At 40.6% G+C, this 20,405-nt stretch carries 17 protein-coding genes; 13 read left to right on the top strand and 4 right to left on the bottom strand.

Annotated elements, in window-relative coordinates:
• Positions 1–198 precede the first annotated feature (198 nt).
• Together ACFQ4X_RS18285 and ACFQ4X_RS18280 are read left to right on the top strand one after the other, a co-directional pair.
• Positions 199–738, top strand: a complete 540-nt coding sequence (locus tag ACFQ4X_RS18285) for a sigma-70 family RNA polymerase sigma factor (RefSeq protein ID WP_379837708.1) — start codon at positions 199–201, stop codon at positions 736–738.
• Positions 719–1,729 carry a DUF4179 domain-containing protein gene (locus ACFQ4X_RS18280; protein ID WP_379837706.1) on the top strand — a complete coding sequence of 337 codons (1,011 nt, stop codon included), beginning with the start codon at positions 719–721 and terminating at the stop codon, positions 1,727–1,729. The genes ACFQ4X_RS18285 and ACFQ4X_RS18280 overlap by 20 nt, the downstream gene beginning before the upstream one ends.
• A gap of 297 nt (positions 1,730–2,026) precedes the next feature.
• Here ACFQ4X_RS18280 and ACFQ4X_RS18275 read toward each other — a convergent pair whose 3' ends face one another.
• The gene (locus ACFQ4X_RS18275) at positions 2,027–2,989 is read right to left on the bottom strand and encodes a LacI family DNA-binding transcriptional regulator (RefSeq protein ID WP_379837704.1); all 963 of its coding nucleotides are present in this window, start codon (positions 2,987–2,989) and stop codon (positions 2,027–2,029) included.
• Between the two features lie 92 nt (positions 2,990–3,081).
• Here ACFQ4X_RS18275 and ACFQ4X_RS18270 point away from each other — a divergent pair, with 92 nt between their 5' ends.
• The 9 genes from ACFQ4X_RS18270 to ACFQ4X_RS18230 all read left to right on the top strand — a co-directional run bounded on the left by ACFQ4X_RS18270 (position 3,082) and on the right by ACFQ4X_RS18230 (position 12,817).
• Positions 3,082–3,255 carry a hypothetical protein gene (locus ACFQ4X_RS18270; RefSeq protein ID WP_379837702.1) on the top strand — a complete coding sequence of 58 codons (174 nt, stop codon included), beginning with the start codon at positions 3,082–3,084 and terminating at the stop codon, positions 3,253–3,255.
• Positions 3,256–3,388: 133 nt separating this feature from the next.
• Positions 3,389–4,150, top strand: coding sequence for a threonine/serine exporter family protein (locus ACFQ4X_RS18265; RefSeq protein WP_379837700.1), 762 nt, complete (start codon positions 3,389–3,391; stop codon positions 4,148–4,150).
• Positions 4,151–4,165: 15 nt separating this feature from the next.
• Positions 4,166–4,621 (top strand): threonine/serine exporter family protein, encoded by a 456-nt coding sequence (locus tag ACFQ4X_RS18260; RefSeq protein WP_379837699.1) that lies wholly within the window; start codon positions 4,166–4,168, stop codon positions 4,619–4,621.
• A gap of 298 nt (positions 4,622–4,919) precedes the next feature.
• Positions 4,920–6,422 carry an alanine/glycine:cation symporter family protein gene (locus ACFQ4X_RS18255; protein ID WP_379837697.1) on the top strand — a complete coding sequence of 501 codons (1,503 nt, stop codon included), beginning with the start codon at positions 4,920–4,922 and terminating at the stop codon, positions 6,420–6,422.
• Positions 6,423–6,536: 114 nt separating this feature from the next.
• Positions 6,537–7,535 carry a cation diffusion facilitator family transporter gene (locus tag ACFQ4X_RS18250; protein ID WP_379837695.1) on the top strand — a complete coding sequence of 333 codons (999 nt, stop codon included), beginning with the start codon at positions 6,537–6,539 and terminating at the stop codon, positions 7,533–7,535.
• A gap of 136 nt (positions 7,536–7,671) precedes the next feature.
• Positions 7,672–9,429, top strand: coding sequence for an ABC transporter ATP-binding protein (locus ACFQ4X_RS18245; RefSeq protein WP_379837693.1), 1,758 nt, complete (start codon positions 7,672–7,674; stop codon positions 9,427–9,429).
• A complete protein-coding gene (locus ACFQ4X_RS18240) occupies positions 9,395–11,194 on the top strand; it encodes an ABC transporter ATP-binding protein (protein WP_379837691.1) in 1,800 nt (599 codons plus the stop codon). Before ACFQ4X_RS18245 ends, ACFQ4X_RS18240 begins: the two co-directional genes overlap by 35 nt.
• 131 nt (positions 11,195–11,325) lie before the next feature.
• A complete protein-coding gene (locus ACFQ4X_RS18235) occupies positions 11,326–12,594 on the top strand; it encodes an ATP-binding protein (RefSeq protein ID WP_379837689.1) in 1,269 nt (422 codons plus the stop codon).
• Between the two features lie 43 nt (positions 12,595–12,637).
• Complete coding sequence (locus ACFQ4X_RS18230; RefSeq protein WP_379837687.1) at positions 12,638–12,817, top strand: hypothetical protein; 180 nt, start codon at positions 12,638–12,640, stop codon at positions 12,815–12,817.
• Between the two features lie 45 nt (positions 12,818–12,862).
• On the opposite strand, the gene ACFQ4X_RS18225 is transcribed toward ACFQ4X_RS18230, so the two are convergent.
• Positions 12,863–13,369, bottom strand: coding sequence for a GNAT family N-acetyltransferase (locus tag ACFQ4X_RS18225; protein WP_379837685.1), 507 nt, complete (start codon positions 13,367–13,369; stop codon positions 12,863–12,865).
• Positions 13,370–13,638: 269 nt separating this feature from the next.
• Between ACFQ4X_RS18225 and fni the strand changes: the two genes are divergently transcribed.
• Positions 13,639–14,685, top strand: coding sequence for a type 2 isopentenyl-diphosphate Delta-isomerase (fni, locus tag ACFQ4X_RS18220; RefSeq protein WP_379837683.1), 1,047 nt, complete (start codon positions 13,639–13,641; stop codon positions 14,683–14,685).
• A gap of 59 nt (positions 14,686–14,744) precedes the next feature.
• On the opposite strand, the gene putP is transcribed toward fni, so the two are convergent.
• Entirely contained in the window at positions 14,745–16,220 is a 1,476-nt protein-coding gene (gene putP, locus ACFQ4X_RS18215; RefSeq protein WP_379837681.1) for a sodium/proline symporter PutP, read from the bottom strand.
• 415 nt (positions 16,221–16,635) lie between these two features.
• On the opposite strand from putP, the gene ACFQ4X_RS18210 reads away from it, so the two are divergent.
• Positions 16,636–18,549 carry an ABC-F family ATP-binding cassette domain-containing protein gene (locus ACFQ4X_RS18210; protein ID WP_379837679.1) on the top strand — a complete coding sequence of 638 codons (1,914 nt, stop codon included), beginning with the start codon at positions 16,636–16,638 and terminating at the stop codon, positions 18,547–18,549.
• Between the two features lie 267 nt (positions 18,550–18,816).
• Here the strand turns inward: ACFQ4X_RS18210 and ACFQ4X_RS18205 are convergent, their stop codons facing one another.
• Positions 18,817–20,373 (bottom strand): ABC-F family ATP-binding cassette domain-containing protein, encoded by a 1,557-nt coding sequence (locus ACFQ4X_RS18205; RefSeq protein WP_379837677.1) that lies wholly within the window; start codon positions 20,371–20,373, stop codon positions 18,817–18,819.
• Positions 20,374–20,405: the final 32 nt, after the last annotated feature.

The following is a 20,405-nucleotide window of genomic DNA, read 5'->3' as shown; positions in this document are numbered from 1 at the left end:
TAGGGGTGGTTCGACAAGCATTTGAAGCGAAACTCGGGCAAGTTTGAGCGAACGTGTAATAAATAAAAGAACACGTACCGTAACTTGCAATTTACAATATGGAGGATTAACCGATTCTTATAAGGAATAACCGCATTAGAGTAAATTTGAAACTTTTCCCGTGATCAGTTCCTCTAATAGGTGAAAGGAGGCTAGGACTTGTTAGATATCAGGTTAATTAAGAAAGCTATAAAAGGAAACGATGAAGCCTTTGAACAGCTGATAAAACAGGAAAGCGACAAGTTATACAAAACGGCTTATCTCTATGTCCGGAACAAGGAAGATGCGCTCGATGTGCTGCAGGAAACAGTATGCAGAGCATTTGTAGGAATTCATAAATTAAAAGAACCAAAGTTTTTCAGTACGTGGCTTGTGAAAATATTAATTCGTACAGCTTATGAAGTGCTTCAAAAGAAAAGGAAAACGGTGTTAACCGGTGAAGCGTTTATCGAGAGTCTTACAGAGAGTACTAGCCACAGCCCTGAAGAGGATCTGGATTTGGCTTATGCTATTTCAAGCTTAGATCAAAACTATCAAACGGTGATTATCTTATTCTATTTCCATGATCTATCGATAAAAACGATTGCCGAAAAGATGCAGAAACCAGAGGGGACAATAAAAACTTATCTTCATAGAGCCAAGGCGGAACTAAGAGGTTTACTGGAAGGAGCGGGATCATATGGGCAAAGAATGGTTTGATAGAAAGCATGATGATGAATTACCAAGAGATGAAATTATGAATGCCATTCAAAATGGCATGAATGCAGGCCGAAAGATGAAACGCAGAAATAAAGTGAAATCCGGAATAAAGATGTCTGCGTGGGTTACAGGAACTGCAGCGTCTGTAGTATTAGCTTCAGGATTTGTTTTTTCGCCAGTTAATACAGTATTAGCTGACGTACCATTGATCGGAAAGCTCTATGAACAGCTAAATCTTGAAATCGGAAAAGAGCTAGCCGGGAGTAATCTCGTAACAGAATTAAATGAAAAAGCTACAAGTAACGGGGTCGATGTTACTGTAACGAGTGCTTTTTATGATGGGAATGTTATTGGAGTGACGATTAAAGCTGAAGGAGAAGACCTCTCGTTGGATGCGATGGATAAAGAACACAGCCCGGAAGCGGGTTATTCATTCAGCGGAATTGATCAAGAACAGCTTCCAGGCACGAGAACCGGACTTGAAAAAGTGAAAGACGGCAGTTATGTTGCTGCAATGGAATTTGAATTGCCAGGTGAAGAATTGCCAAAGAATTATACGTTGCCATTAACGTTTAATCTTATAGCAAACAAAAAAGGAACCTGGAAGTTTGAAATTCCGGTAACACAGCTTCCGGTTGAAAAAATAAAATTGGATGCATCAGGAACATCAAAAGATGGTGCACATAAAATTGAATTAACTTCGCTATCGATCGGAAAGGCAACGGCGACGCTGGAGTATCTTTCTATACATTCAGTCGATGGTATTGAAGAACATGTAAATATGAAAGTGCTCGACAATAAAGGCAGAAGAGTACAGCTTAGAAGTAATGGAGATATAAAAGTAACTAAAAACAATAGTTTAATCACTAAACAGAGTAAGACAGAGATGGGTAATATTAAAGAAGACGTTAAATACTTAATGGTTTATCCAGAGGTTGTAAGTAAGAATGACAGGATTAATATTGAACCAATAAAAGTACAAATAAATTAAAATAAAAGATTGACCCAAAAGTAATTTTTGTACTTTTGGGTCTCTTTATTTGATAACGGCCTCTCAATATAGTGCTCTAAGTAGGCTATGGAAATGAAAATGGCAGGCTGCAGAGTGAAACGGCAAGCAGTTTGAGCGTAACTCAGCCTGTTTGAGCGTAACTCAGCTAATCTGAGCGTAACTCGCCATGTTTGAGCGTAAGTGACCTTTTTTGAGCGAACGTGTAATAAATAAAAGAACACGTACCGTAAAACTCATAAAAAAGAACTAACTCAATTAATTTGAGTTAGCCCTCCTCTAAACCGTCTCCCGCTCAATCAATTGAACGGGAATTTCTTCATGTGTAACATTCTCTCCACCCATTGCCTGATGAAACAGCTTCTTCCCAACTTCAACAAGCGGTATTTCCAGAGTCGTAATATGCATGACTTTAGAGATCGGCTGGTTATCAAAACCCATTATTGCTAAGTCTTCTGGGATAAAAATACCGTGCTCCTTGCAGCACGTTAGAATCCCGGCAGCAACCTGATCACTCGTAACAAGGAGAGCGGTAGGCCGATCTTTCAGCTGCTTTAATTTTGATACGACTCTCTCACCATCTTCAAAATTAAAACACCCTGAAAATATGAAATCGGGATTGCAGGATAAGGAGTTTTCCTTTAAAAAGTCTTTGTAAGCTGTATCTCTTTGTTCGCTGTTCGTTCCGGATTGTCTTCCAATACAATACCCGATCCTGGAATGTCCTTTTTGATAAAGATAATGTAAGGCAGCAGAAAAACTTTTATAATGATCAACGAAAGTGGATGAAACATTTTTTCCTCGTGCATCCTCACAAAGCACAATCGGCCCGTACTGTGTAAAATCCTCGATAACACTCCATTCGCATATCCTCGAACAGATGATAAGTGCATCAATCTGCTTATCCTTTAACATAGTCAAAGCTTCGATCTCTTTTACTTCCTCATAATTCGTTTGGATTAAAACAAGTTTGTAGTTATTATTTAATGCTGCATTCGCTATTCCTTCAATAAGCAATCCGAAATAAGGATGGTTTGAGAAGGGAACCACAACCCCGACCAGAAAAGTTTTTCCTTTGCTCAAATGCACCGCATTAATATTCCGCTGATAGTTGCATTTCTCCATAGCTTGTCTCACAGCTTCGGCTTTTTCAGCACTGACATATGGATAGTTGTTAATGACCCGTGAAACGGTTGTTACCGATACTCCGGCCATTTTTGCTATATCTTTTATATTTGCCATACACAGACCTTCTTTTTTAAAAAAGTTTTTCTTGCTTTGAAACGCGTTTCATAAATTATGCTCGGCATATAAAGAAAAAGGAGGAAAAAAACATGGTGATTTTATCAGGTATCATATGTTTGATTTTCTTGTGCGGCTCCATATTGATTTTGTCATTATTACCGATTTCACTGCATGAAAAAAGCGCTTTTTTTATAGGAAAGAAATCTGAACGAGAAGATGCCTTCAGCTATCTATTTGATGTTTATGGTAAGTCACACTTCTAGATTTATTCTAGTAACATTTGCAAACTTGTTCAACTCCATTGCCCTCTAAACTCCAATCAGTTAAACTGTAAAAATATTAAAGGTTCGATTTTGGGCAGAATGAATGTAAGTACGAAATTGGAGAGTATGCTTAATGGAGATGGAAAGACAAGAAACATACGACATAATGGCGGTTTGTTTGCTGGCGGGAAAAATTATGCTGCAAAGCGGAGCGGAAACGTATCGTGTCGAGGATACGATGATGCGCATTGCAGCTTCTTTTGGTGCCCATCAATCACACCCATATGTAACACCGACAGGTATACTTTTTTCAGTTGAAGGGACGGAACCTACTAAAACTAAGCTGATTCGGATCATTGAGCGTACAACCGACTTAGAAAAAGTAGCGAGTGTTAACGGAATATCGCGTAAAATAAGTGCTGGTGAGTACACCATCGAGGAAGCGTATAAAGAATTAAAGAAAATCAGTGAGTCTGGTTCTCCGTATTCGCTCTGGATCCATGTTCTTGCCGCAGCCATTTCGTCTGGCTGTTTTTTAATCATGTTCCAAGGGAGCTGGGGGGACTTTTTTCCGGCATTCGTAACTGGCGGTCTAGGATTCCTTTCACTTCTTTATTTTCATCAGCTCGTACCGATTAAATTTTTCTCGGAGTTTTCGGCTTCCCTGTTAATTGGATTGCAAGCTCTCTTTTTTGTTTCAACGGGTATTGGCGGAGAGCTGGATAAGATCATAATAGGTTCGGTGATGCCGCTCGTTCCGGGATTATTGATTACAAATGCAGTGCGTGACTTGATGGCTGGGCACCTGATATCTGGGCTCGCAAAAGGTGCAGACGCTTTCCTTACTGCGTTTGCCATTGGAGCTGGGATTGCTGTTACATTTTCATTCTTTTAGAAAGGAGCGTTCACGATGACGATTGTTGAACAGCTTATAACAAGTTTTATCGCGTCGGCGGCTTTTGTTATTATTTTTAATGGGCCGAAACGCTCTTTATGTCATTGCGGTCTTGTCGGAATGATCGGCTGGATTTTATATTTTCTTTTAGAGGCTAATGGGGTTGATATGGTGCTGGCGACAGTGATCGCGGCATTTTCCATAGCGATTGCCTCACAATATTTTGCAAAAAAATATAAAACACCTGTCATTATTTACAGTGTTGCAGGTATTATTCCGCTTGTTCCAGGCGGTATTGCCTACAATGCGATGCGAAACTTCGTGCAGAATGATTACAACCTCGCTATTAATTTAGCAGCAAAAGCTTTTATGATATCAGGATCGATTGCTATAGGACTTGTATTTTCTGAGGTAATTAACCAGATTATCAGAAAATCAAAGTTGAAGACGATAGTGAACAAGTCGCAGTAAAACATAATGTAATAAATTGAAACCAGCTGAACAGAACAGCTGGTTTTTTGTATGTGAACATTTTCAATCATATTTTACTATGAAAATGGCTGTTATTGGGATTCAACTAGTAACTTGTACGCTACTAAAGATACAAATGTCCATACTGGAAAGAATTTTAACTTGTATTCTCTTTTCTTTTCATCTCATAATAGGAAATACCTAAGTGGTGATTCTTGTCACAATTTGTAATCATATATGATTTATCTTATGATTACGAATAGAATAAATTTTCTGTTAAATATTCAAGGGGGTAAACATGAAGGAGTTCTTAGCAACAATTCAGACCAACTTTGAAACATTTGTAGGAGATGCTGTAGCGATACTTTGGAGTCAGCCGATGATTTATTTTTGTTTAGGCGTCGGGCTATTATTTTCTATTCTAACGAGATTTTTGCAAGTAAGGCACTTCAAAGAAATGATTAAATTAATGATGGAAGGTAAAAGCTCTAAAGCAGGGGTATCTTCATTCCAAGCATTGGCTATTGCATTATCAGGGCGAGTAGGGACAGGTAATATTGCCGGTACTGCAACAGCGATCGGTTTTGGGGGTCCAGGGGCAGTGTTTTGGATGTGGATGATCGCGTTTATCGGTGCATCCAGTGCTTTTATTGAATCAGCGCTTGCACAAGTTTATAAAGTAAAACAGGACGGCGAGTATCGCGGTGGTCCTGCGTATTATATTGAAAAAGGGATTGGCTGGAAGTGGTATGGGATAATTTTTGCTGTTTCAGCTTTAGCAGCGATGGCTCTATTAATGCCTGGGATTCAGTCAAACTCAATTGCAGCTGGACTTGAAAATGCATTTAATGTTAGTCCTGCTGTTACTGGAATCTTCTTAGTAATCATTTTAGCTGCCATTATTTTTGGCGGTGTAAAACGAATAGCGAATGTTGCCCAATATGTTGTGCCATTCATGGCGATTGGATACGTACTAGTTTCATTAATCATTGTAGCTTTCCATGTTCCACAGATACCTGAAGTACTTTCCCTTATTTTCAGAAGTGCATTTTCTTTTGATTCTGCATTTGGCGGAATTGTAGGTTCTGCAATAATGTGGGGCGTAAAGCGCGGGATCTATTCAAATGAAGCTGGACAAGGTACGGGAGCGCACCCTGCAGCAGCAGCAGAAGTATCGCATCCTGCTAAGCAAGGTTTAGTACAAGCATTCTCAGTTTACATCGATACTTGGCTTGTATGTACAGCAACAGCATTTATGATTCTTTTTACAGGAATGTATAATGTTCAGAACGAAGCGGATGGGAAGTTTATTGTTGAAAACGTTCCTGGGGTTGAAGCCGGTACTGCATTTACACAAGAAGCCATAGAATCTGTACTTCCTGGTTTTGGTTCTGGATTTGTCGCTGTATCACTATTTTTCTTTGCATTTACAACAATTATGGCTTATTACTATATTGCAGAGACGAATATTGCGTACCTTATGCGGGGGCGTAATAATAGAATTCCGATGTTCCTGCTAAAAATTGTATTGCTTGGAACTACGTATTACGGAGCTGTAAAAACAGCTGATCTTGCTTGGGCACTTGGAGATTTAGGTCTTGGTGTCATGGTTTGGCTGAACTTAATTGCAATCTTGATTTTGGCTAAGCCAGCTCTGGCAGTGCTGAAAGATTATGAAGAGCAAAAGAAAGCTGGACTTGATCCGGTATTCGATTCAACCAAGCTGGGCATCAAGAATGCTGAGTATTGGGAAGGCGGATATAAGGAATCAAAAGGAGATCAAGTAGAAAAAGTTTCATAATATTCAAATCTAAGGCGGACCGTATTTTTTACGGTCTGTTTTTTATGTGGTTTAAATTCATGTGTTTTCAGGAATTCTTATAAAAAGACATATAACTGGAGTGGAGGCAGACCTTTGATTAATCTACTTAAAAAGGGAAATAAATCGTCCGGAATCGCTGCATTAGGAAACACGGTACTCGCTATAGCTAAAGGTATTGCAGCCGCAGTCAGTGGAAGTGGTGCGATGTTTGCGACAACACTTCACTCGGCAGCAGATGCTTTGAATCAGGCGTTTGTTTTTTTTGGGAGTGCCCTTTCGGAAAAAGAACCAACTGATAAATATCCAGCGGGGTTTGGCCGTGTCGTTAATTTATTCGTTTTAGTGGCAGTCATAGTTGTTTCAATTATGGCCTACGAAACCATTTTAAAAGGGTGGAAACTGATTCAAGACCCGCATCCATCAACGAATTTACTGCTGAACATCGGAATTATGATTTTAGCGATCTTAGTTGACGGATTTATTTTGATCAAGGCGATGAAAGAGATCGTCCATGAGACTAGAAGCAAAGCTACAGGTTTTGGTATCGTAAAAGAGTCGTTTAAGAATGTAAGTTTAGCAGCACCGCCAACCCGTCTTGTTTTTTATGAAGATCTGATTGCGACTTCAGGTGCTATATTGGCACTTGTTTCAATTGTACTTGCCGATCTGACGGGTGCTTATATTCTGGATGGAATCGGAACATTGCTGATTGGTATCCTTCTTGTGTTTGTCGCGTTTAAACTCGGTATTGAAAACACAAGAGGTCTGATTGGTGTAGCTGCACCAAAGGTTGTAGAAGACAGAATTGCTGAAACCATCCTATCTGATAAGGATGTAGTGGATATAAAAGAACTTAGAATTCTTCAAGAAGGAAGAAGATATCATGTTGAGAGCTATATTGAACTAAAAGAAGGGTTCACATTGGCAGATGCAGATGATATCAAATTCCGCGTCCGTGATACACTCTTAGAAGATCCTGATATTGGGGACGTCACGATGGGGATCTTGGAAACAGATCATGTCAAAACATGGCCTAAAGAAGCGGAAATTGAAGTGAACGGACATGAAGATAATACTGAAAAAACTCGCTAAGCTTTATTAGCGGGTTTTTCTTTTGCAAAAAAATAGGATAAGAAGTCGAAATAGTTAAATATTTTCAAGAAAAAGGATAGAATAATAGTAGATTGTTAAGTTCATTAAACATCTAGGGAGTACGGGGGATATATCTATGTGGAAAGTATTTTCTTACTTAAAGACTTACCGGGTGGCTATAGCGGCTGCTCTATTCCTGACGCTTTCTGAACTGGCAGTGGAGCTGATGCAGCCGTTAATTATGGCTAAGATCATTGATGATGGAATTTTAAAAGGTGATTTAGAAGTGGTTAAGTTCTGGGGGGCAGTCATGTTCGGGCTTGCTCTTGCTGCTTTTATTGCTGGGATCGCCAATTCCTTTTTCTCCGCGCATGTCAGTCAGAGCTACGGGTTCAATATTAGGCGGCGTGTGTTTGAAAAGGTTCAGGCTTTTTCTTTCGTTAATTTTAATAAATTTCCTGCATCGTCATTGATTACAAGAATGACTCATGATGTAACACAGCTTCAAAATACGGTGTTTATGAGCTTGAGGATTATGTTAAGAGCACCACTGCTTTTAGCTGGCGGGGTAATCATGTCGCTCATCGTCAATTGGAAGCTTGCAATGGTATTGGTAGTAGCACTTCCTTTTCTTTTGTTTTTCTTAAGATGGGTGCTTCAGACTGCAGGGACGATGTTTCGTGATGTCCAAGATAGACTTGATGGTGTGAACCGTGTAATGCGTGAAAACCTGATGGGGATGAGGCTGATTAAAGCATTTTTACGAAGAGATCATGAATCCTCACGATTTGAAAAAGCAAGTGATGATCTGAAAGTTCAGACGGTATCATCACTCCGCCTTATTGAAGTTTCCATTCCTGTGTTGCTTTTGGTTATGAATATCGGAATTCTAGCCATTCTTTGGTTCGGAAGCAGACAAGTGAACTTTGGTGCGATCGAAGTAGGTGAAGTGGTTGCGATTGTGAACTATTCTTTTCGAATCTCTTCCGTTTTAACAATCATCTCATTTATCATCATGGCATTTTCACGTGCGAAAGCATCTGCTCAGCGTATTGGAGAGGTGCTCGATACAGAGATTGATCTCATTGAATCAGAAGATACGGATCAATCGGTAACCCTTCAAAAAGGTCATGTTGAGTTTAAGAATGTTTCTTTTAAGTATCCTGAAAGCGATGCATTCGTATTGCAGAATCTTTCTTTTTCAGTGAAGGCTGGTGAGACGTTAGCCATCCTTGGCTCGACAGGATCAGGTAAAACTTCACTGTTTCAGCTCGTCCCGCGATTATATGATGTAACTGAGGGGGAAGTGCTTGTCGATGGCAGAAACGTAAAGGCGTATCCTATTGACACACTTCGAAAAGGAATAGGTGTTGTTCCGCAGGAAGCTATTCTTTTTACTGGCTCAGTACTTGAGAATATCGGCTGGGGGAAAGAAGAGGCGACGGAAGAGGAGATTGTTCAGGCGGCAAAAGATGCACAAATACATGAGACGGTAGAGAAATTGCCGGATCAATATAAAACACGAGTTGGACAGCGGGGCGTGAACCTTTCTGGAGGTCAAAAACAGCGTTTGTCCATAGCACGTGCGTTAGTTAGAAAACCGAAAATATTAATGCTCGATGACAGTACGAGTGCACTGGATCTGAAAACGGAAGCAAAGCTATTAGCTGCTTTAAGAAAATATTCCTGCACAACGTTTATCATTACACAAAAAATCAGTACAGCGATGGAAGCCGACCACATTTTGCTTTTAGATGATGGCCGTGTAGAAGCTTGGGGTACGCACGCCGAGCTGCTTGAAACTTCGCCGCTTTATGTGAAGATCGTGCAATCACAGTTTGGGGAGGAGGGTTTCCAGTATGTCAAAGGGTTCAAACAGACCTCATCCACATAATCATTTGTTTGGAGAAAAAGTAAAACCGAAAAATTGGGCAAGTACGGTAAAACGTATTGGAGGCTATTTTTCTAGGCAAAAATGGCTATTAAGCTTGGTTTTGCTCATGGTAATCATCAGCTCCGCGTTAAGTTTGCTAGGGCCATTTTTAATCGGGGTCGCAATTGATTCATATATCGTTAAAGAAAATGCAGAAGGTTTGACGAAGCTATTAATCGGTCTGATCTTTGTCTTTATCGGACAGTCTTTATCGATTTGGCTTCAGAACTATTGGATGATCGGAATCGCTCAGCAGACGGTGTATCGCATGCGCAACGATTTGTTTAAGCAGTTTCACAGACTTTCGATCTCCTTTTTTGATAAAAGACAGCATGGAGAGCTGATGAGCCGTGTGACCAACGACATTGAGAATGTCAGTTCCACCCTGAACAGTTCTTTTATCCAGGTGTTTTCAAGTATTTTGACGCTTGTTGGTACAATTGCTGTCATGATTTATTTAAGTCCGCTGCTGACTATTATTTCTCTTTCTATCGTTCCTCTTATGGTCTTTGGACTAAAATGGATTACGAAAAGGACAGGTGCTAGGTTTAAAGAACAGCAAAGAAACCTTGGTGAAATCAACGGGTATGTAGAAGAAATTACTTCTGGACAGCGTATAGTTAAATCTTTTTCACAGGAAAAGAGAGTTATTGAAGAATTCATGGTGAAAAATGAACGTTTGAAGGAATCGGGCTATTGGGCTCAAACCTTCTCGGGGTTTATTCCAAAGCTCATGAACGTACTCAATAACGGCAGTTTCGCATTAATAGCAGGTGTTGGCGGTGTGCTGGCATTGAACGGAAAAGTTTCGATCGGGGTAATCGTAATCTTTGTAGAGTATTCAAGACAATTTACGAGACCATTAAATGATTTGGCAAATCAGTTTAATACACTTCTTTCTGCTGTAGCCGGTGCAGAGAGAGTATTTGAGATTTTAGACGAGTCGAGAGAAGAAAGAGATGAAGATGATGCTATCGAACTTTCATCCGTTAAAGGGAAAGTGGAATTCAGAGATGTTTCTTTTTCTTATGAAGGTGACGACCAAACAGTATCAGGTCTTAGTTTTTCGGTAAAAGAAGGTGAAACGGTAGCTCTAGTGGGACCTACCGGAGCTGGGAAGACAACAGTTGTGAATTTGCTTTCACGCTTTTATGATGCAGATAATGGACAGATCTTAATTGATGGTCATGATATTAAGAACGTAAAAAGAAGCAGTCTAAGAAGTCATATGGCTTTTGTGCTGCAAGACTCCTTTTTATTTGAAGGTTCTATATTCGAAAACATTCGTTATGGAAGGCTTGTCGCTTCTGATGAAGAAGTCATTGAAGCTGCAAAACTTGCAAATGCCCATTCATTTATTCAAAAGCTTCCAAAAGGTTATAATACGATATTAAATCAAGAGGGAAGCGGGATCAGCCAAGGGCAGAAACAGCTCTTATCCATAGCGAGGGCAATTCTGGCAGACCCGTCATTGTTGATATTAGATGAGGCAACAAGCAGTATCGACACGATTACGGAGATGAAGATTCAAGAGGCTTTGCAGAGATTGATGACCGGCAGAACAAGCTTTGTAATTGCGCATCGATTAAACACGATACAGCAAGCTGATCAGATTCTAGTTCTTCATGATGGCGGTCTCTTGGAAAAAGGAACTCATGAGGAACTGTTAAACCATAAAGGATTTTACCATTCTTTATATAACAGTCAGTTGAAACAAGAAGCTTAGTACTATCGGAATTACAACTTTTGTCTTATGGAAACGATGCTTTTGTCACATTTTCAGGGCGATTCTTGCAGGAATCTCCCTTTTTTTGTCGTAATTATAGTACACAAGCCATTTTGACCAGGGAGTAGAAAATGATCATTGAAAAGCTGCTTTTGCATGTATTGATTGTTATTGCACCAGTACTTAGCTATAGCTTTTTGTTCGAAAGCAGAAAGATAGGAAAATCCCCCTATTTTTTAGGCATTCTTTATGGTGTATCTGCTTCACTTTGCATGAATTTTGCCTATTTTGATTCGGGATTGTTATGGGATTTGCGGTATGTTCCTTTAGTGCTCTCTATTTTTTACGGCGGACCTATCTCTGGGATTATTACGCTCACTGCTCTTTTAGCGACCAGAACAGCAATAGGCGGAGACACGCTTTACTTAGGATACATAAGTGCATCAGTAGCTTGTATTGTTCCTTTTATTCTTTATAAGTATTTCTGGAGATTTCCTCCGCGAAAAAGAATTTACATGTCGATCATAGCCGGGTTATGGCCTGCTATTGTCCAGTTATTAATTCTTCTAAGCTACCTGTACATGAATGGTGAAGGTTTGCAGGTAGACCAAGATATCTTTTTATACATAGCTGTTTTTGGTATTATTCAAATTTTAGCAGTTGTTTTTGGCTCAATCTTAAATGAAGCTGTCATAGAGAGAAACTTAATGAAAGATGAGATCCGGCGTTCTGAGAAACAGCACACGCTTGGGGAACTGGCGGCTTCTATTGCTCATGAAGTCCGCAATCCATTGACTGTAGTTAAAGGTTTTCTTCAGCTGATGGAAGGTGAAGATGAACGGCATAAGCATTACTATCCGTTAATTTTAAGTGAATTAAGCAGAGCAGAAAGTATTATAAGTGATTACTTGAACTTCGCAAAACCGGAGTTTAAAAAGATCGAAACTTTTTCAATAGCTGAATTAGTAACGGAACTAAGTATTTTATTGAATCCGTATGCTTTAAAAGACGGTATCGCGCTTACGCATTTGATTGAATCGGATGCGAAGATTACTACAGACCGAAATCAGCTAAAACAGGCGCTGATTAATATCTTAAAGAATGCTGTTGAGGCAACTCCGAAAGAGGGACGTGTATCCATTAAGCTTATTCCTGAAGGGGAACAGGTTAAGATTATCGTGAGGGATACAGGAAAAGGGATGACTAAAGAACAGCTGTCCCGCATCGGCTCTCTGTTTTTTTCAACAAAACAGCAAGGAACAGGGTTAGGAACGATGGTATCCATTCGTATCATTGAATCTATGGGCGGCAAGGTGGAGTATACGAGCAAGATTGGAAAAGGTACGAAGGTAAGTGTCTTGCTTCCTTTAATCAGCTCGTTTGAAGAAGATTCTGTTTAAAATCCGCTTTAAAGGGGAAAATGCTGAAAAGAGGTGAAGCAGCATGGATAACTTTATGGCAGATATTTTTCGTTTTTTAGGCGGCTTCTTAAACGTCAGCTTATTGTTAGTAATCATTATTGTTATACTAATCGTGCGTCAGACAAAAAAGAAAAAGCCGAAAAACCAAGAAGAAGACTATCTCGAACATAATAATGATCATTCAAATGATAATAATAAGTAAAGAAAGCCTGCATATTGATTGCAGGCTTTTTTGGTGCGTTTAAGATTATTTAAGGAAGAGGACCATTAGTTCTTCATCATAATATGTCTCATCTACTCTAAGTGCTTTTTCTTCTTTTCCATATGTTGTGAAACCTAGTGAGCTGTAAAGTCCTTTTGCTTTTTCATTGCTGGAGACCACAGTCAGATTTATTTTAATAATATCAGGAATCTCTTTTGCATGGCTGATTGCAGCTGTTACAAGTGCTTTTCCGGCTCCTGAGCGGCGGCTTTCGGGCTTTACATACATAGCAAAAATGTTTGCCCGGTGCTTCATTTTTTCGATTTTGTCTTGGACTAATGTAACGGCACCAATCAGTGCATTTTCCTGAAATGCTCCAAAAGTAAAATCACCATCACCTTTAAGCCTGCTGGCCACTTGTTCAATTGGATTTTTACGCTCTAGAGCTTCTTCATAACTTGTAGCAAAAGCTTCAGGATGATTTTTTAATGCCTCCAGGCGCATTTCCCAGTACGCTTCGGCATCATCTGGTGTGAGCAAGCGGATCTCCATGCAAATAACCCCCAATAATTGTTTTAATTGGTAGTTTAACACAAATGGTATAGAGGGTGCTATTTGAAATTTAGATTTTTGAGGCCGGAAAATGAAATGAGTATCAATGAAGGCGTGAAATGGAGCATTCCTAACGGGTGTTTGCTCGTTTTTGGAGCGGGAAATAAATTGTTGGGGGTCAGTCCCCCTAGCGTGAGCTGTTTAGAAGATGTAAAGTGTAATGGTATGGTTTTTGCGGGAAGATAGGAATAACAGCAAGAAGGGAGGAAATGAACTTGGATCATCCTAAAGATCTCACAGAGAAACGGAAAACGGAGCATATTAGGATCAGTCTTCATGAAGATGTTGAGGGGAAGAACATTACAACGGGATTAGAGAACTATCGATTTATACCCAATGCTTTGCCCGAGATATCTTTTGAGGATGTGTCTCTTTCTGCTTCTTTTTTAGGAAAATCGATGAAGACTCCCTTTTTGATCAGTTCGATGACTGGCGGTACGGAGACTGCGCTTAGGATAAATCAGAACTTGGCTATTGCGGCACAGGAAAGAGGCTGGGCGATTGGCCTTGGATCTATGAGAGCGGCGGTTGAGAAAGAGGAGCTTGCTTACACTTTTCAGATTAGAAAATGGGCTCCTGACATCCCTGTTATTGCAAACATCGGTGCTGTGCAGCTCAATTATGGTTTTGGGCTGCAGGAGTGTAAACGAGCAGTCGAGATTGCTGAAGCAGACGCTCTCGTTCTTCACTTGAATACGCTGCAGGAGGTGTTCCAGCCAGAAGGTGATACGGACTTTTCTCATTTATTAAGTAAAATCGAAAAGCTTATTTCCGGGTTATCCGTTCCTGTTGGTGTAAAAGAAGTTGGCATGGGAATTGATAAAGAAACGGCTGAAAAGCTGATATCAGCAGGTGCTCAGTTTATTGATATTGCAGGGGCTGGCGGAACATCTTGGGTTCAGGTAGAGAGTTACCGTTCAGAAGATGCTGCAAGGAAAAAAGCTGCTGAAGCATTCCTGGATTGGGGTCTTCCGACTTCTGAGAGTATATCAGGTGTCAGGGAAGTATCAAAGGAGATACCCGTTATCGCGAGCGGAGGGCTGAAACATGGTGTTGATGCTGCGAAATCACTTGCGTTAGGTGCCGACCTAGCTGGATTTGGCCGAGGCCTGCTTCAGTCGGCTGTGGAGAAAGATGCTGAAGCTTTGATTTTACAAATGGACCGGATAGAATTTGAATGTCGAGCAGCAATGTTTGGGATAGGTGCTGTGAACATTGAGGACCTAAAAGCTACGAAACGATTGCTGAAAAAGTGATAAAATAGCCATAAGAAAAAGCGCTCCTGAAAAACCAGGAACGCTTTTTTCATGCATTATTATTTTACTTCATCTAATGTTTCTTCCATATTCTCAAATTGGTTCTGTACTTTCTGTGAAGGATCCTTCGTAACTAAGCTTACTAAGATGATAGCTATTAAGCTTAAGAAGAATCCAGGTATCATTTCGTATACTTGTTCTTTTAAATCAGGGAATTGTACCCAAGTAAGGACTGTAACAGCACCAACAACGATACCAGCTAAAGCTCCCCACATTGTCATACGTTTCCAGAATAGAGATAGTAGAACGAGTGGTCCGAATGCAGAACCGAAACCTGCCCATGCGTATCCAACAAGGCTAAGAATTGTATCATTCGGATTAAGTGATAACAACGTTGCTATTATTGCAACAGTTAAAACTGAAATTCTTCCGATTAGTACTAGTTGTTTTTGAGATGCATCTTTTTTGAAAAACTGCTTATAAAAGTCTTCAGTTACAGATGAAGAAGTAACGAGAAGCTGTGATGAGATCGTACTCATGATCGCAGCTAAGATGGCAGCTAATAAGAAACCTGTAATTAGCGGGTGGAACAATAGATTAGCAAACTCGATGAAAACTGTTTCTGGGTCAGCAAGTTTTCTGCCCTCTCTAGCGAACCAAGCTACTCCAATGAAACCAGTTAATGCTGCACCGATAAGTGAGATAATCATCCAGCTCATACCGATTCTTCGTGCTTTTTTAATATCTTTTACAGACGTTATTGCCATAAAACGAACAATAATATGAGGTTGACCAAAGTAACCTAATCCCCAAGCTAATAACGAAATTAGCCCTAGTGCAGTAAGTCCTTTAGTCAGACTAAGCAGTGATGGATCAACCCCGCGTACAGTGTCTATTACTGTTTGAGTGTCACCTATGTCGGTAAATGCGACAATTGGTACAATGATAAGAGCTATAAACATAATAATGCCTTGAACAAAGTCAGTCCAGCTTACTGCAAGGAACCCGCCGAAAAGAGTATAAGCTACAACTACTGCTCCTGTTAAAAGCATTCCTGTCAAATAATCCATTCCGAACGCACTTTCAAAAAGCTTTCCACCTGAAACTAGACCTGCAGAACAATATAGTGTAAAGAAAATAATAATTACGAGACCTGAAACAATACGTAAGATTTTTTTCTTATCATTAAAGCGGTTTTCAAGATAGTCAGGAATAGTGATTGAATCATCTGCAACTTCTGTATACGTTCGAAGTCGAGGTGCAACAAGGATATAGTTCAGATATGCTCCAATGGTTAATCCGACAGTAATCCAAAGACTGCTTATACCATCTGTAAACATTGCACCCGGTATACCCATCATCATCCATCCACTCATGTCAGATGCACCAGCAGACAATGCTGTTACAGCTGGCCCAAGACCTCTTCCCCCGAGCATGTAATCAGATAGATCATTTGTTTTCTTGTAAGCCCAGTACCCAATATACAGCATACCGGCCATGTAAATGACTAAAGAAATAATAACTCCTGTTTGCATGTAAAAAAATCTCTCCTTTTCTTTTTCATGAAATGGGTCACGTTAGTTTGCTCAACGGATAACAAGTTTATGAAAAAATAGACAGGTTGTATAAAACTAGAGCTTTTTGTTTGCAAAAAGAGTTTGCGAGGAGTGACAAAAAAACTTGAAGTTAAAAGCGCGGTGGAAAAACGCATAACAAACATTGCCGGAAAAAATGTTATCCGGCATCAACAACAAGATAAAAGCCAAGCCGAAAAAAATCGAAAATAGCGGCATCCGTTTTGAGCAAAAAACGTGCCCACTCCTTCTCAGAACATGTTTATCACTATAACAAAAACTAAGAAAAAACCCAAATCATAACCTAAAGATGCTATTCTGACGCTGTTAAGCTACAATAGAAAATAAGAATTTTACCTTAAGGAATGATTTCGTTTTGAGTATTTTACTAGTAGAAAATTTGTATAAAACTTATGGAGAGAAGACTCTCTTTGATAAAATTTCTTTTTCAATAAGTGAAAAACAAAGAATCGGGTTGATCGGTCCAAACGGTACGGGAAAGTCTTCTTTGTTAAAAGCTCTGTCAGGATTGGACCCCGCTGAACAGGGCAGCATCACTCACGCAAACCAGTTTCAGATTGAATACGTCGCCCAAGAACCGGAGCTGGACGAAGAACTTTCTGTTTTGGAGCAGATCTATTATGGCGATTCAGCCATCATGCGAACGATGCGTGACTATGAGCAAGCATTGCTGGATTTGGAAGCGGATCCTGCAAATGAGAAAAAGCTGCAGCGCTTAATGAATTGTCAGCAAAAAATGGACGAGCAAGAAGCATGGGAAGCGAACACCGTTGCGAAAACTGTTCTAACGAAACTTGGACTGCGCGATTTTTCAAGACAATTGAAATTCTTGAGCGGCGGACAGAAAAAGCGTGTTGCCATCGCAAAAGCTTTGATTCAGCCAGCTGACCTTTTGATTCTGGATGAGCCGACAAACCATCTTGATAATGAAACGGTTGAATGGCTGGAAACATTCCTCGCTGGGTACAAAGGCTCGCTTTTAATGGTTACACATGATCGTTATTTCCTAAACCGTGTTACGAATCATATTTTTGAGCTTGATAACGGAAAACTCTATGTTTACGAAGGAAATTACGAAACCTATTTAGAGAAAAAGGCAGAGCGGGAAGAGATCGCCCTGCAGAATGAAGATAAACGCCAAAACACGCTGAGACGTGAATTAGCATGGCTGCGCCGCGGGGCAAAAGCACGTACGACTAAGCAAAAAGCGCGTATTCAGAGGGTGGAGAGTCTGCAGGAGGAAACAGGTCCTGCTGCAAAAGGTTCTGTTGAATTTGCAATCGGATCACAGCGTCTTGGCAAAAAGGTAATTGAGGTAGAAGGATTGTCGAAAAGTCTTGATGGCAAGAAGTTGGTTGACGGATTGGATTATTTGATCGTTCCTGGTGAACGTCTTGGAATCATCGGACCAAACGGAAGCGGAAAAACAACTTTGTTGAACATGCTTGCAGGCAGAATGAAGCCAGACTCGGGTTCTGTTGAAGTCGGCGAAACAGTTAAAATCGGTTATTATACGCAGGATCATGATGAACTCGATGGCAACCTTCGTATGGTCGATTATGTAAAAGAGACGGCACAAGTAATCAGTACAGTTGATGGCCAGACGATTACAGCTGAACAGATGCTGGAACGGTTCCTCTTCCCGCGTTATATGCAATATACGTATATTCGCAAACTTTCAGGCGGAGAGAAGCGCAGACTTTATATGCTGAAGGTGCTGATGGAAGAGCCAAACGTTCTGTTTTTGGATGAGCCGACAAATGACTTGGATATTCAGACTCTCGGTATTTTAGAAGAGTATCTGGAAAACTTCCCGGGTGTCGTTTTAACCGTTTCGCATGATCGTTATTTCTTAGATCGGGTAGTGGATCACTTGCTGGCATTTGAAGGTGAGGGCAGGGTCGTCAGGTTCCAAGGCAGTTATTCCGATTATATGGAGGAGAAAAAAGAGCGTGATGAGGTCGCGGCTTCTGTTAAAAAGGAAGCTCAGGCTGTCGCAGCTGAGGCGGATGGTGGCGGCCAGCCGCGAAAAGAAAAGCGGAAAAAGCTATCATATAAAGAGCAGCAGGAATGGGACACGATTGAAGACCGCATTATGGCGCTTGAGGAGAAGAAGGAGCAGATCGAAGCTGAAATCGTTGCAGCGGGCAGTGATTTCGGACGAATCAGTGAGCTGTATGCGGAACAGAAAAAAGTAGAGACAGAGCTCGAAGCGACGATGGAACGCTGGGAAGAGCTGTCGTTGCTTGTGGAGGAACTGGATAGTTAAGCGTGAAACACCTCTTGCGGTTGGCAAGAGGTGTTTTTTCTTTAATAAGGAACTCGGCTTTGGCCGAGGAACAATCTTATCCATCCATATTTGTCGAAAAGTCTATAATATTATCTGTAGGCCCATAAAAAATTTTGAAGGATCATAAAAATTTTTGAAGGCTCATAAATAAATTTGAAGGCCCATAAATCTCATTTTAGGCCCAAAAACTTTAAAATCACCAAAATAAAAGCCCTCACTTTTAAAAGTGAGGGCTTAAAAATTCGATTAAAACACCTTCGTCGTCCAGCTTTCGCAGTTCCAGACTTCGTTTGCTACTTCTTTATAGAATTCTGGTTCATGGGAGATCAAGAGGACGCTTCCTTTAAAGGCTCTCAACGCACGCATTAACTCGTCTTTTGCCTCAACATCCAAGTGGTTTGTAGGCTCATCAAGTACCAATACGTTATTTTCATGGTTGATCAGTTTACATAAGCGAACTTTTGCTTTTTCGCCCCCACTAAGAACTTCTACTTTACTCTCGATATGTTTTGTTGTTAATCCGCACTTCGCCAGAGCTGCACGAACTTCATGATGAGAGAAACCAGGGAACTCGTTCCAGATTTCTTCGATACATGTGTTGTAGTTTGCAGATTTTACTTCTTGTTCGAAATAGCCGATTTCCAGGTTTTCACCCCGTTCAACCGAGCCAGAAACAGGCTTGATTTCACCTAAGATGCTGCGGAGCAATGTTGTTTTTCCGATACCATTCGCACCGACTAAAGCAATTTTTTGTCCGCGTTCCATGCGCAGGTTCAGCGGTCTCGACAATGGCTCATCATATCCGATTACGAGATCTTTCGTTTCAAAGATCAGCTTACTCGGCGTGCGGGCTTCTTTAAAGTTAAACTCTGGCTTTGGCTTTTCTTTTGCCAGCTCAATTACATCCATCTTATCTAGCTTCTTCTGACGGGACATCGCCATGTTACGAGTTGAAACTCTCGCTTTGTTCCGGGCTACGAAATCTTTTAAGCCGGCAATTTCTTGCTGCTGGCGCTTGAATGCCGCCTCCAGCTGGGATTTTTTCATCTCATGAACCGATTTAAAGTGATCGTAGTCGCCAACATAGCGGTTCAGCTCTTGATTTTCCATGTGATAGATCAAGTTGATAACGCTGTTCAGGAACGGGATGTCATGCGAAATCAGGATAAACGCGTTTTCGTACTCCTGCAAGTAGCGCTTCAGCCATTCGATATGCTGTTCGTCCAGATAGTTTGTCGGCTCATCCAGCAATAGAATTTCTGGTTTTTCTAATAAAAGTTTTGCAAGTAATACCTTTGTACGCTGACCGCCGCTCAAGTCATGAACATCACGGTCTAAACCGATATCATCAAGTCCAAGACCCCGCGCGATTTCTTCAACTTTTGCATCGATTACATAAAAGTCGTTATTCGTTAGCGTATCCTGGATTACTCCTACATCTTCAAGCAATTTCTCTAGCTCTTCAGGAGTGACTTCACCCATCTTTTCGTACATGCTGTTCATTTCTGTTTCCATGTCGAGCAAATATTGAAACGCACTCTTCAGCACGTCGCGGATCGTCATTCCTTTTTGAAGAACGGTATGCTGATCCAGATAACCAACGCGGACTTTTTTCGCCCACTCCACTTTTCCTTCATCTGGCTTTAATTTGCCAGTGATAATATTCATAAAGGTAGACTTACCTTCACCGTTTGCACCGATTAAACCGATGTGCTCTCCTTTTAGAAGACGGAAAGAAACATCGTTAAAAATAGCACGGTCGCCAAAACCATGGCTCAATCCTTGTACTGTTAAAATACTCATCTATATAACACCTTTTCTGTCAGTAATTTGTA

The organism is Fictibacillus halophilus (genome assembly GCF_042680145.1).
GTDB classification, from domain to species: Bacteria; Bacillota; Bacilli; order Bacillales; family Fictibacillaceae; genus Fictibacillus; species Fictibacillus halophilus_A.
Note: the sequence above shows the minus strand (reverse complement) of the source record. Positions and strands in the feature narration are given on the sequence as shown.

Excerpts from the sequence above, each read along its gene's own strand:
- ACFQ4X_RS18240 (WP_379837691.1), top strand. The coding sequence starts at position 9,395 with ATGTCAAAGGGTTCAAACAGACCTCATCCACATAATCATTTGTTTGGA.
- ACFQ4X_RS18245 (WP_379837693.1), top strand. The coding sequence starts at position 7,672 with ATGTGGAAAGTATTTTCTTACTTAAAGACTTACCGGGTGGCTATAGCG.
- ACFQ4X_RS18205 (WP_379837677.1), bottom strand. The coding sequence starts at position 20,373 with ATGAGTATTTTAACAGTACAAGGATTGAGCCATGGTTTTGGCGACCGT.
- ACFQ4X_RS18235 (WP_379837689.1), top strand. The coding sequence starts at position 11,326 with ATGATCATTGAAAAGCTGCTTTTGCATGTATTGATTGTTATTGCACCA.
- ACFQ4X_RS18230 (WP_379837687.1), top strand. The coding sequence starts at position 12,638 with ATGGATAACTTTATGGCAGATATTTTTCGTTTTTTAGGCGGCTTCTTA.
- ACFQ4X_RS18275 (WP_379837704.1), bottom strand. The coding sequence starts at position 2,989 with ATGGCAAATATAAAAGATATAGCAAAAATGGCCGGAGTATCGGTAACA.
- ACFQ4X_RS18270 (WP_379837702.1), top strand. The coding sequence starts at position 3,082 with ATGGTGATTTTATCAGGTATCATATGTTTGATTTTCTTGTGCGGCTCC.
- ACFQ4X_RS18225 (WP_379837685.1), bottom strand. The coding sequence starts at position 13,369 with ATGGAGATCCGCTTGCTCACACCAGATGATGCCGAAGCGTACTGGGAA.
- ACFQ4X_RS18280 (WP_379837706.1), top strand. The coding sequence starts at position 719 with ATGGGCAAAGAATGGTTTGATAGAAAGCATGATGATGAATTACCAAGA.
- ACFQ4X_RS18260 (WP_379837699.1), top strand. The coding sequence starts at position 4,166 with ATGACGATTGTTGAACAGCTTATAACAAGTTTTATCGCGTCGGCGGCT.
- fni (WP_379837683.1), top strand. The coding sequence starts at position 13,639 with ATGAACTTGGATCATCCTAAAGATCTCACAGAGAAACGGAAAACGGAG.
- ACFQ4X_RS18255 (WP_379837697.1), top strand. The coding sequence starts at position 4,920 with ATGAAGGAGTTCTTAGCAACAATTCAGACCAACTTTGAAACATTTGTA.
- ACFQ4X_RS18265 (WP_379837700.1), top strand. The coding sequence starts at position 3,389 with ATGGAGATGGAAAGACAAGAAACATACGACATAATGGCGGTTTGTTTG.
- putP (WP_379837681.1), bottom strand. The coding sequence starts at position 16,220 with ATGCAAACAGGAGTTATTATTTCTTTAGTCATTTACATGGCCGGTATG.